This is a genomic window from Haloglomus litoreum, assembly GCF_029338515.1.
Classification (GTDB): Archaea; Halobacteriota; Halobacteria; order Halobacteriales; family Haloarculaceae; genus Haloglomus; species Haloglomus litoreum.
Genome location: NZ_CP119988.1, coordinates 3,585,870 through 3,597,810, shown reverse-complemented (window position 1 = coordinate 3,597,810; position 11,941 = coordinate 3,585,870). Strand labels below are relative to the sequence as shown.

11 protein-coding genes are annotated in these 11,941 nt (G+C 68.9%); 5 read left to right on the top strand and 6 right to left on the bottom strand.

Translation table 11 applies throughout. From position 1 onward, the window contains the following. Positions 1 to 398 precede the first annotated feature (398 nt). The 5 genes from proS to P2T62_RS18095 form a co-directional block, all read right to left on the bottom strand. On the bottom strand, positions 399 to 1,865 hold the full coding sequence (proS, locus tag P2T62_RS18115; protein WP_276258421.1) for a proline--tRNA ligase: 1,467 nt from the start codon (positions 1,863 to 1,865) through the stop codon (positions 399 to 401). Between the two features lie 62 nt (positions 1,866 to 1,927). Continuing rightward, positions 1,928 to 2,176, bottom strand: a complete 249-nt coding sequence (locus P2T62_RS18110; RefSeq protein ID WP_276258420.1) for a DUF2061 domain-containing protein — start codon at positions 2,174 to 2,176, stop codon at positions 1,928 to 1,930. 71 nt (positions 2,177 to 2,247) lie between these two features. Further along, positions 2,248 to 2,595, bottom strand: coding sequence for an AzlD domain-containing protein (locus P2T62_RS18105; protein WP_276258419.1), 348 nt, complete (start codon positions 2,593 to 2,595; stop codon positions 2,248 to 2,250). Then, positions 2,592 to 3,323, bottom strand: a complete 732-nt coding sequence (locus tag P2T62_RS18100; RefSeq protein WP_276258418.1) for an AzlC family ABC transporter permease — start codon at positions 3,321 to 3,323, stop codon at positions 2,592 to 2,594. Before P2T62_RS18100 ends, P2T62_RS18105 begins: the two co-directional genes overlap by 4 nt. A gap of 76 nt (positions 3,324 to 3,399) precedes the next feature. After that, positions 3,400 to 3,933 (bottom strand): cupin domain-containing protein, encoded by a 534-nt coding sequence (locus P2T62_RS18095; protein WP_276258417.1) that lies wholly within the window; start codon positions 3,931 to 3,933, stop codon positions 3,400 to 3,402. A gap of 897 nt (positions 3,934 to 4,830) precedes the next feature. Between P2T62_RS18095 and P2T62_RS18090 the strand changes: the two genes are divergently transcribed. The 5 genes from P2T62_RS18090 (at position 4,831) to P2T62_RS18070 (ending at position 11,253) form a co-directional block, all read left to right on the top strand. Beyond that, a complete protein-coding gene (locus P2T62_RS18090) occupies positions 4,831 to 5,952 on the top strand; it encodes a pyridoxal phosphate-dependent aminotransferase (protein WP_276258416.1) in 1,122 nt (373 codons plus the stop codon). 51 nt (positions 5,953 to 6,003) lie between these two features. Further along, positions 6,004 to 6,984 carry a homing endonuclease associated repeat-containing protein gene (locus tag P2T62_RS18085; RefSeq protein ID WP_276258415.1) on the top strand — a complete coding sequence of 327 codons (981 nt, stop codon included), beginning with the start codon at positions 6,004 to 6,006 and terminating at the stop codon, positions 6,982 to 6,984. Positions 6,985 to 7,195: 211 nt separating this feature from the next. Continuing rightward, entirely contained in the window at positions 7,196 to 8,692 is a 1,497-nt protein-coding gene (gene gatB / locus P2T62_RS18080; protein WP_276258414.1) for an Asp-tRNA(Asn)/Glu-tRNA(Gln) amidotransferase subunit GatB, read from the top strand. Between the two features lie 262 nt (positions 8,693 to 8,954). Beyond that, positions 8,955 to 9,575, top strand: a complete 621-nt coding sequence (locus P2T62_RS18075) for an ArsR/SmtB family transcription factor (RefSeq protein WP_276258413.1) — start codon at positions 8,955 to 8,957, stop codon at positions 9,573 to 9,575. Positions 9,576 to 9,621: 46 nt separating this feature from the next. Then, positions 9,622 to 11,253 carry a S8 family serine peptidase gene (locus P2T62_RS18070; RefSeq protein ID WP_276258412.1) on the top strand — a complete coding sequence of 544 codons (1,632 nt, stop codon included), beginning with the start codon at positions 9,622 to 9,624 and terminating at the stop codon, positions 11,251 to 11,253. Positions 11,254 to 11,280: 27 nt separating this feature from the next. On the opposite strand, the gene P2T62_RS18065 is transcribed toward P2T62_RS18070, so the two are convergent. Continuing rightward, positions 11,281 to 11,934: a hypothetical protein gene (locus tag P2T62_RS18065; protein ID WP_276258411.1), complete on the bottom strand. Its 654-nt coding sequence runs from the start codon at positions 11,932 to 11,934 to the stop codon at positions 11,281 to 11,283. Between the last annotated feature and the right edge of the window lie 7 nt (positions 11,935 to 11,941).

The window sequence follows — 11,941 nt, the reverse complement described above, 5'->3', positions numbered from 1 at the left end:
GCGGGAGAGCGAAGCTCTCCCGAACGCCGAACCGCTCGGCCAAAACACGTTCAGAAAAAAGCCCGGCACTCGGGCGCCTCCGGCGCCCTCGTGCCGGTGAACGGCGCTCGTTCCGCTCGCGCCGACGCAGGCGATTACACGAATAAATGCAGAATATAAAGTTCATTTGGGAAATGGTGAATATAATGTGCGTATCATCTATCAAATTGCGTGGTAAGATGGAAATTCAGCAAGCGTAGAGGGGGTGAACAACATGGAGGAGTGCATACGCGCGAGCGAAGCGAGCGCGTTTCTCCGCTCCGAGCGGCGAAGCCGCGAGGAGCGGCTTTTTTGGTGCAGATTTTTTCGGTGAGCGGTTCCGCGCCGCAGGCGCGGAACCCGAACCGAAAAACGGTGCGTTAGTAGTTCTTCGCGAAGTACGCCGTCTCCTCGGCCTCCTCCTCGCAGACCCCACACGTCTCGTGGACCGGCTCCTCGTCGCGGTCGAGCGGCACCATCACGATCTCGGCGGCGATCTGGTCCTTGATCTCGGTCTCGCAGGCCTCGTCGCCACACCAGCCGGTCTTGACGTAGCCGCCGTGCTGGCCGAGGGTGCCGAGGATCTCGTTGCGGCCGTGGGCCTCGCGGACGTTCTCCTCCAGGGTCTCCTCGGCGGCGGCGTACAGCTTCGCGTACACCGTATCGAGTGCGTCGCCGACGGCCCCGGTGATGTCGTCGCGGTCGGCGACCTCGTTCTCCCCGTCGGGGCGGTGGACGAGCGTTGCTTCCCCGTCCTCGACCTCGTTCGGGCCGACCTCGATGCGGAGGGGGACGCCCTTCAGCTCCCACTCGTTGTACTTGAAGCCGGGGTTGCGCTCGTCGCGGTCGTCGAGGTGGACGCGGAACTCCTCGTCCAGTTCGGCGGCGAGTTCGGCGCTGTACTCCAGCACCTCCTCGCGGGTATCCTCCTGCCAGATGGGGACGACCACGACCTGTTCGGGCGCGAGTGCCGGGGGCAGGACCAGGCCCTGGTCGTCGGAGTGGGTCATGATGAGCGCGCCCATCGCGCGCCAGGAGAGCCCCCACGAGGTGGTGTGGGCGACCCGCTCGTCCTCGTCCTCGTCGGTGTAGGTCACGTCGTACGCCTCCGCGAAGGAGGTGCCGAGGTAGTGGGACGTGCCGGCCTGCACGGACTTACCGTCGGGCATCAGCGCCTCGATGGTCGTCGTGGTGTGCGCGCCCGGGAACTTGTCGTGGTCGGGCTTGCGGCCGGTGAGCCCGGGGATGGCCATCACCTCCTCGTAGAGGCGCTCGTACTGGCCCAGGCGGGTCATCGTCTCGTCCCACGCACTCTCCTCGGTGGCGTGGGCGGTGTGGCCCTCCTGCCAGAGGAACTCCTTCGTCCGGAAGAACGGCTTCGTGTCGGTGGCCTCCCACCGGACGACCGAGCACCACTGGTTGAGCCGCATCGGGAGGTCGCGGTGCGAGCGGACCCACTGTGCGATGAACGGCGTGATGATGGACTCGCTGGTCGGCCGGACCGCGAGCCGCTCCTCGAGCTCCTCGTGACCCGCCTTCTCGACCCACGCGACCTCCGGGTCGAACCCCTCGACGATGTCCTTCTCCTTCTCCAGGTAGGACTCGGGGATGAACAGCGGGAAGTAGGCGTTCTGGACGCCGGAGTCCTTGAACCAGCCGTCGAGGTGCTCCTGGATGCGCTCCCAGATGGCGTAGCCCCGCGGTCGCGTAACGATGAAGCCGCCCATCGGCGCGTAGTCCGCCAGTTCGGCCTTCTGGACGACCTCCGCGTACCACTCGCCGGGCTTGTGCGATTTGGACTCGGTGATGCCGAGTTCCTGTCCGTCGCCGTCGTCGGCGTCGCTCATACCGGTAGGTGTCGGAGCGGTATCTTAAACACGGTGCGTTCGGTTCGCCCGGTCGCCGCGGGTCACTCGGCCGTGGGGATGCCCCACGCGATACGGTCCCAGAGCCGCTCGTACCCGTAGTACGTCACCGTCTTCACGACGTTCGTGGCGAGGCCGATGCTGAGCGCCGCCGACACGTCGCCGACCACGAGATAGGCGACCGCCACCGACACGACGACCATCAGCACCCGGTAGAGCGCCGTCTTCACGACCGCGCGCGACAGTGCCTGATGGGGTCGGTCGCTGACCAGGCCGCCGAGCGTCGATGTCATACGAGGGGTTCGACGCGCGGCCGTAAGTAACTGCTAGAGTTTACAGATTCCATCTAGTAACCTTTGGAGGGTTACACCATCGCCCCGACCTGCCCGAGGGCGACGAGCGCCACCATCCCGACGACGATGGTCGCAAAGATGCTCTCCGTCCGCCAGGCGACGAGGGCCGCCAGCGCGCCCGCGAGCAGGCGGTCGTTCCCGACGACGGTGAGGCTGCCGTCGGCCGCCAGTAGCGCCGGGACGACCAGCGCGGCCAGCACCGCCGCCGGGACGTACCGCAGCGCCCGCTCCAGTCGCGGCGGGACACCGCCGATCTGCTCGAACAGGAACAGGAACGATGCCCGGATGAGATAGGTCCCGAGGCCGGCGACGAGGATGACGAGCCACACCTGCTGGCCGGGTGGTGGTCCGGTGCTCACGCGTGGCCACCTCCCGGGTCGTCGTCCGCGCCGGCCGCGTCCGGGCCCAGGGTACGCTCGGCGAGGATGCCCGCCAGTACACCCGTGAGGGCTCCGATCATCAGTCCGGCCTCGAGCGGCAGCCCCACTCCCAGCGTGGCCACGCCACCGCCCACGAGCGCGGCGGCGCCCGTGGCCCGGCCCTCGATGGCTGGGACCAGCAGCGCGAGGAAGGTCAGCGGGACGGCGAAGTCGAGGGGGAGCCATGCCGGGACCCGCGCGCCGGCGACGGCACCTGCGACCGTACAGACCTGCCAGGTGAGCCACAGCGGCGCCACCACACCGATGTAGTACCAGCGCTTGTTCGTCTCGGGCTGGCGCTCGAAGCGAGTCACCGACAGGGCGTACACCTGGTCGACGAGCAGGTACGCCTCCAGCGCCCGCCAGCGGCGCGGCTCCTCCAGCAGGTCGGGTGCGATCGAGGCGCTGTACATCATCATCCGGAGGTTGACGACCAGCACCGTCACGACCACCAGCGCCAGCGGCGCGCCCTGGCTGAACAGGTCGATGGCCGCCAGCTGCGAGGCGCCCGCGAAGACGAACACCGACAGCCCGACCGCATCCACCAGTGTCAGTCCCGCGTTGATGGCTGCGGCGCCCGCCACCAGCCCGAACGGGACGATCCCGACGATGATGGGCAAGGCAGCCCTGACTCCCGCGAGGAACGCGTCGCGTGCCGACTCGGTCACGGCGTCGTCTGCGTGCCGGGGGGCGACGTGTCTTCCGATTCCACAGTCCGGACAGTCACACCGTGTCGGCGCCGGCTCAGGCGACCTGCAGTTCGGTGCCGCACTCGTTGCAGTAGACGACCATCCCCTCGGCATCGGGCTGGCGGACGCCGTGGCTGGTGATGCCGTCGCAGTCGCCCCCGCACGGGGCGAACGACTCCAGCGCCTCCCAGTCGTGTTGCGTGCCGGGCGCCGCGACGGCTAGCCCCACCACGCGCTCGTCGGACTTGTTCCGGCCGCACTGGAACTGGCCCGGCGGGAACCGGACGACCTCACCGGCCTCGACGGTGACCTCCTCCGTCTCGGGTCGCTCGCTCGCGTGGCCCTCGGCGTGGTCCGCGTCGGGGTCGGGCCCGACGTCCCAGGTGGCGGTCCCCTCGAGGACGTAGAAGACCTCCTCCTGGTCGTGGTGGGTGTGGAGGCCGCCGGAGAACTGCTCGCCGGGGGCGAGGTCGAATCTGAGGACGGCCACGTCGTCCGCGTCCAGCGCGTCCGAGACGACCCGCCGGTCCTGGTTGACGCCCATCGGGTGAGGCTCCTGGGTCACGTCGTCGATGTCGATGTGCTTCATGTCGTGGTCCCTCGTGTGGGTGGTCCCCACGTAAGGCTGTTCGTGGGTGGTTGCCGGTGTGACCGACCGCTACGTTGTCGGCGACTCCGACACTCCCCTGCTCTCTTCCGGTGACGGTGACTTTCACAACGACAACCGAACAATCTACGAAGCCCTCGCGCTCTCGACTCGGGGGCCTCGCTGCGCTCCTCGCAGTCCGGGCATGCGGCGAGTTCGCTATCGCTCACCCGCCGTTCCGGGCATGTGCTGTGGTGCTTGCTTCGGCCGCCTTCGCCGAGAGCACTCGCCCTTCGAGTCCGCCAGGACCGCGTGTTGGTCAGTCGGGTCGTAAGCCTCGTGCCTCCCCAGCCGCCTGCGATGCTCACTCCGTTGCGCGTCTCGGCCCTCGCGCGCTTAGAGACGGGCGGCGCCCGCCGCCGGGGCTCGCGAGCTGAACTCGCTCGCGGGGGCGGTCGCAGCCAGCCAGCGCGCGCCGGTTCGACTGACGGGGACGCGCGACCCGTCTTCAACACACGGGCCGGGAGCGCGTGGCGAGCCCGAGCGAGCCCGCGCGACCTGGGGAAGGGCAGGGGCGCCGCGACCGTGACACTGGCACAATCCTGGCGGACTCGAAGGGCGAGCGCTCTCGTCGCCGCCCCGACGACGCAAGCACCGCAGCGACCGAAGGGAGCGAGGAGCACAGCGAGTCGCGGCGGTACGAGAGCGCGAGGGCTTCGTAGGGAGTCCTTTCGGTAGTGTCGAATCTGTCACTGCCCACCTATTTAACGAAAATATTCCAAATATATTATAAATTATACTAGTAGCCATTCAAATATGAATATTATTAGATTACATGCAACTGGTGGACACTGTCTCGGACCACGAACAGTTACCACCCCACCGCCCAACACGACTCCCATGACCGGGTTCTCATCGCGAGTCGAGCAGGTCTCCATCAGCGGCATCCGCGAGGTGTTCGAGGCGGCCGGCGAGGACGCCATCAACCTCGGGCTGGGCCAGCCCGACTTCCCGACGCCCGACCACGCCAAGCAGGCGGCCGTCGAGGCCATCCAGTCCGGAAAGAGCGACGCCTACACCTCCAACAAGGGCACCCTCGAACTCCGCGAGGCCATCGCCGACAAGCACGCCCGCGACAACGACCTCGATGTCGACCCGGAGAACGTCATCGCCACCGCGGGCGGGAGCGAGGCGCTCCACATCGCGCTGGAGGCGCACGTCGACCAGGGCCAGGAGGTCCTCTTCCCGGACCCCGGCTTCGTCTCCTACGAGGCGCTCACGCACCTCGCGGGCGGCGAGCCGGTTCCCGTCGAACTCCGCGAGGACCTGACGATGGCCCCGGCCGACGTGGAGGCCGCCATCACCGACGACACCGCGGCGTTCGTCGTCAACTCGCCCGCCAACCCGACCGGCGCGGTCCAGTCCGTCGCGGACATGCGCGAGTTCGCGCGCATCGCCGACGAGCACGACGTGCTGTGTATCTCCGACGAGGTGTACGGCCGCATCGTCTTCGAGGGCGAGCACCGCTCGCCGATGGAGTTCGCCGAGAGCGACAACGTGGTCGTGGTCGACGCCTGCTCGAAGACCTACTCGATGACCGGCTGGCGGCTCGGCTGGGTCACGGGCAGCCACGAGCGCATCGAGCGGATGCTCCGGGTCCACCAGTACTGCCAGGCCTGCGCGTCGGCCCCCTCCCAGTACGCCGCCGAGGCTGGGCTCTCGGGCCCACAGGACCCGGTCGACGAGATGGTCGCCGCCTTCGAGGCACGCCGTGACGTGCTCCTCGACGGGCTGACCGACATGGGACTCGACGTGCCCACGCCGCAGGGCGCGTTCTACGCGATGCCCCGCGTCCCCGACGGCTGGGTCGACGAGGTCATCGACCGCGGTGTGGTCGTGGTCCCGGGCGAGGCGTTCGGCGCGAACGGCGCCGGGCACGCCCGCATCTCCTACGCGACGGACATGGAGACGCTGAAGGAGGCCATCGAGATCATGGGCGCGGCGACCGAGGCCGTGCAGTAGCGATTTCGGCCCCGCGGGAGATTCAAGAGGCGGTACTCGGATGTGGACAGTATGGTGGCTCCGATTCCCCGTGCGGAGCTGATTCGAGACCTTCAGCGGGTCGCGGAGGAGGTGGGAGAACCGCCATCCGGCTCACAGTACGACGAACACGGAGAGTACTCCACGTCTGCACTCTACCGGGAGTTCGACGGGATTCCTGCCGCCCGTGACGCCGCCGGATTAGACAGCAGCGACCAGCGGGGCGGGGCTAACGAGATAGACCGGGAGGCCCTGCTGGACGCGATTCACGACCTCCGCGACGAACTCGGGCGCACGCCTCGTCGCACGGAGATGCTGGAACACGGCCGGTACTCCGAGACGCCCTTCCAACGGGAGTTCGGGAGCTGGGGAGCAGCCGTCGTAGCGGCCGGATACGAACCCTACAGGCCGAACAGCGAGATGGCGAAGCGGGTGGCGGTCTCGTGTGCGTACTGTGGCGAGACACGTCGGGAACTGGAGAGTCAGGTTTCGGCGCAGGAGAACTGGTTCTGCTGTCGGGAGTGCAAACACCGGTGGCAGGCAGAGCACGTTGTCGGTGAACAGCACCACCAGTACGACCGCGTCACTGCGGCCTGTGAGTGGTGCGACAGAGATGTCGACAAGAAACCCGCCATCATGCAGCAGCGGGAGATAGTCTTCTGCGACCTTGACTGCTACTCGGAGTGGTGCTCGCAGAAGCGGACCGGGCCTGACAGCCCCCGCTGGAAGGGTGGTGGTGACCTCTACTACGGCCCGAACTGGCAGCGACAGCGCCGTGCCCGGCTCGAACTTGACGACAACACCTGCCAGTGGTGCGGTCGCACCGAGTCGGACTCGGTTGACGAGTTCGACCGCGGACTCTCCGTCCACCACCGCAAGCCCGTCCGGGAGTTCCACGACGAGCGTGGAGATATCGACTGGGAAGCGGTCAACACCCTCGATAACCTCGTCACGCTCTGCCTGCCCTGTCACAGGAGAATCGAGAAGCTTCCCGTTCGACCGCAGTTCGACTGAACCTCAGCTGGTGCTGCATCCGCGCGAGCGAGGCGAGCGCGGTTCACCGGCACGAGGGCGCGCAGCGCCCGAGTGCCGGCATTTTTTCTGAACGTTTTTTGCGGCGAGTGGTTCCCGCAGGCGCGAGCGAAGCGAGCGCCGAGGAAACCCGAGCCGTCAAAAAAGCTCGTGTCCGTCAGGCTAAAGCGCCCACCCGCCCCAACACGTCCTAATGACCGCACAGACCGCGCAATCGCGCGACCTCGCCACCGTCATCGGGCTGGAGGTCCACGTCCAGCTGGAGACGGACACGAAGATCTTCTGCGGGTGCTCGACCGACGCTGCCGACGATGAGGAGCCCAACACCCGGACGTGTCCGGTCTGTCTGGGCCTGCCGGGCGCGCTCCCGGTGCTGAACGAGGGCGCGGTGGAGGCCGCCGTCAAGATCGGCAAGGCCATCGACGCCGCCATCCCCGAGGAGACCCGGTTCCACCGGAAGAACTACTACTACCCCGACCTGCCGAAGAACTTCCAGATCACCCAGTACGACGCGCCCGTCTGCCAGGACGGCGAACTGGAGTTCAGCGTCGAGGGCGAGGACCGCTCGGTGGACATCCGGCGGGCGCATCTGGAGGAGGACCCCGGCAGCCTGCAGCACGTCGGCGGCGGCATCGACACCGCCGACTACACGCTCGTCGACTACAACCGCGCGGGGACGCCGCTGATGGAGATCGTCACCGAGCCGGACTTCCGCTCGCCCGGCGAGGTCCGGGCGTTCCTCGCGAAACTGGAGGAGGTGCTGGAGTACCTCGGCGTCTTCGACGCGACCCGGGACGGCTCCCTGCGCGTGGACGCGAACCTCTCGATGGTCGACGCCGACCGCGTGGCCGAGGACGGCACCATCGACACCGAGACGCTGGAGGACGCCAACCGCACGGAGGTCAAGAACATCTCCAGCCACAAGGGCGCGGAGAAGGCGCTAGCCTACGAGCAGTCCCGGCAGAAGAACGCCATCCAGCGCGGCGCCGACGTCGCACAGGAGACCCGCCACTGGGACGAGTCGAAGGGTGTCACGCTCTCGATGCGGACGAAGGAGGAGGAGAAGGACTACCGCTACTTCCGCGAGGCGGACCTCCCGCCGCTGCGGGTGTCGGACTGGAAGGAGCGCATCGCCATCCCGGAACTCCCGGCCGCCCGGCGCGAGCGGTTCCGCGAGGAGTACGGCCTCTCGCGCGAGGCCGCCGACAAGCTCACCTCCACGAAGCAGGTCGCGGACTTCTACGAGGAGGTCGCCGAGGCGTTCGACCCGGACCTCGCGGCGTCCTGGGTCGCCGACGAGCTGCTCGGCGAACTGAACTACCGCGATATGCACGTCACGGACATCGAGGACCGGCTGGACGAGGTCAAGCGACTCGTCGAACTCGTCGCCACCGACCAGATCACCGCGAAGAACGCCCGCGAGACCGTGCTCCGCGGGATGCTCGATGACGACGATTCGCCGGACGACATCGTCGAGCGCGAGGGGCTGGGCAAGACCGACGACGACGAGGTGGCCGCCGCGGTCAGCGAGGCCATCGAGGCGAACCCGGACGCCGTCGAGGACTTCCACGCCGGCGAGGACGGGGCGCTCAACTTCCTGGTCGGGCAGGTGATGCAGTCGACGGGCGGAAGTGCCGACCCCGGAACGGTCAACGAGCTGCTGCGCGAGGAGCTGGCTGCCGGGGAGTGAGCGGGTGGAGCGGGGACTGGGCGAGCGTCCACGGCCGTTCGCGAGTACTGGCCGGGCGTGGTCCCGGCCACCGCGGATGGCAGGAATTGCGGCGGCCGATACCCGTCTCGACACCAAAGTTGTGAATCGGACTTCGAATCCGTCCTTCGATGAACGTCCGAATGCATCGAACCGTCGAGAACGACCGTTCAGGGTATCGCTGCTGGATTTCCCGGCAGGGGTATCCTCAAAGCTTAAACGCGCGGGGTGGCAAATGCCACTAATGTCCGAACTGTTGTCCTCCGACTCGGACACGCCGTCGGGGGATATCGCGAGCGAGTCAGGCGAGCACGAGGAGGGAGACCTCCAGACCCTCTGGCTCGACTCCGAGGAGGCCGGCGACCTCCTCTCGTCGCTGGCCTCCGACACCGCGCGGTCGGTGCTGACGGCGCTCCACGAGGAGCCCGCCACGGCCTCGGAGGTCGCCGACAGGGTGGACACCTCGCTCCAGAACGCCCGCCACCACCTGAACAGTCTCCAGGACGCGGACCTCGTCGAGGTCGAGGAGACACGGTACTCCTCGAAGGGGCGCGAGATGAGCGTCTACGCCCCCGTCAGCGACCCGACGGTCGTCTTCGTCGGCAGCCGCGAACACGACGGGGGGTTACTCGACTCGCTGCGCAGCGTCCTGCCCGTGCTGACCGTCCTGGCGCTGGCCAGTCTGCTCGTCCAGTGGCTGGTCGTCCCGAGCGTCGGGTCGACGGCGAGCGGCGAACTCCCCCGGATCGGCGAGAGTCTGGGCGGCGGCGCCCCGCTCGCGCTCCCGGTCGGCCTGGTCTTCCTCGCCGGGGGGCTGCTGGTCGCCGGCCTGGTGCTGGCGCTGTCGCGCCGGACCACCACATAGGCGGCCCAATGCTTTTGCCGAACCCCTGGCCCTCTATGCAAGAGCGATGAACCGTGGGACGGCTCTCCGGGTGGTGTTCGCCGCCGTGTTACTGGTGGCGCCGCTCGCCCCGGTTCTGGCACTCACCACGCCGGCGCCCGAGACGAGACACGTCGGCGATAGCCCGGGGACCGGCGCCCAGTTCGACCGACTGTTCGGCGACGGGGCCAGGCCGACCCCGGTCGACCGGGAGGTGCTGGTGACGGTGAAACTCCACGGCGAGGAGTCGCTCTCGACCGAGAGCCTCGAACTCCGACAGAAACGCTACATCCAGGACGGGAGCCCGCACGTCGAGGGGTACGTAGCGCTCTCGGACGTGCGTGATCTCTCCTCGAACCCCGCGGTCGAGGTCGTCCGGATGCGCCAGCGCCACCGGGGCCCGAGCGGCCAGGTGGCCGCGGGCGTCGCCCGGGTCGGCGCCGACAGCGTCCACGACCGCGGCCTGACCGGCGACGACGTGACCGTCGGCATCATCGACGGCGGGTTCCGGGTCTCGGACCCCGAACTCGCGGGGCACGTCGCGGCCCACCGCTCGTTCGGCGCCGCCGGCGACGCCGACCACGGGACCGCCGTCGCGAGCGTCGTCGCCGACACCGCCCCGGATGCCGACATCCACGTCGCCGCGGTCGGTGACACCACCACCGCCGCGGAGTACCGCGAGGCGGTGACCTGGCTCCGGGCGTCCGGCGTGGATGTCATCGTCGATGCCGGGAGCTACTTCGGCCACACCGACGCCGGAACCGGCAGCCTCTCGTCGGTCGCCCGGAACGCCTCCGGCGATGTCCTCTTCGTCACCTCGGCAGGCAACTACGCCCAGCGCCACTGGGCCGGTAACCACGTCCCCGACGGAGGGCGCTGGGTCGCCTTCGCCCCCGGCGCCGAGGGGAACGCGCTGGCCGACGGCGAGGTCTTCGCCGGCCGGGTCCGTGCGAGCCTCCAGTGGACGCCCGTCGACGGCAACGGGACGACGGCCGACTACGAGCTCTACCTGTTCCGGCGGGGAATCGGTGGTCCGCGCGTCGTCGCCTCCGCCAGCCCCGACGGCAACGACTCCGCGGTCTACCTCGACACGACCGTCCCCCGGGGGCGGTACTACCTCGCGGTCGAGGCCGACGACGTCCCGGGCCCCCACCGGCTGGAACTGTTCGCGACCCGCGACCTGGCCCACCGGACGCCGGCCGGGAGTCTCGCGGTACCCGCCAGCTCTCGCGGCGTTCTGGCGGTGGGGGCGTACGATTACGGGACGGACTCGATCGCGGAGTTCAGTTCACGCGGGCCCGTCGATAACCGGACCGGGGTTGACCTGGTCGCGCCGGATGCCGTGGCGGCACCGGGGACGGGCGCAGCCGGTGGCACCTCCTTCGCCGCCCCCTACGTCGCCGGAACCGCGGCGCTCGTGCTCGACGCGCATCCGAACGCCACGGCAGCACAGCTCCGGGACGTGCTCGAGCGGAGCGCCCGGGACGTGGGGGCGCCGGGGCGGGACGACGCGACCGGGGCCGGGCTGCTTGACGCCCGGACCGCTGCGACGCTCGCCGACAGCCGCTTCGTGCTGGCGACGGGGGCCAACCGGACCACGACGGCTACCCCGGTCCCCGAGGGGACGGCCGAGCCGACCCCAGCGCCGACGCCGAGCTGAGACCGTCCGGTCCAGAGCCGGGGGCGCTCAATCCGATTCCGACTCCCGCGCGTCGTCACCGGCCTCCGGCCGGTCCAGCGTCAGTCCGATGCCCCGGCCGCCCGTCCGGTCGATATCGGGGTCCCCCCGGAGCAACAGTCCCAGCACCACGAGCCCCGCCAGCTCCAGCGTGACCGACACGATACCGAGCAGCGTTCGACCGGTTCCGGGGGTACCGGAGCCGGCGGCCCCGAGCGTCGCCAGCAGCGGCTCCACGTAGTGCGAGAAGAGCGTCGCCAGGATGCCGCCGTGGGCGTGCGTCGCCTCGGTCGGTCCGCCGCCGGTCAGGGCGAACCCGTGGTCGAGGACGGTGTGCCAGGCGAGCCAGCCGACGAGATACGTCGCCAGCACCGTGATGCCCAGCAGGTACGCCCGCCGGAGGTCGAGCCGGCCGCGAGCGGTCGCGACCATGCCCGCGAGGATGGCGATCCCCGAGACGGTGAACAGGAGCGTCCGTGGCCGCTCGAAGACGAACTCCGTGAGGTAGGTCACCAGCAGTCCGTTGACGAGGATCTCGAGGAAGCCCGTCAGGCCGACGACGAGGTGGACCACCGCGACGGCGCCGACGAGCTGGACCGCCAGGAAGCGGAGTTTCCGGGCCTGCGAGGCCGAGAGGTCCCGCCCCAGCGACGCGGGTTCCATACCCGCA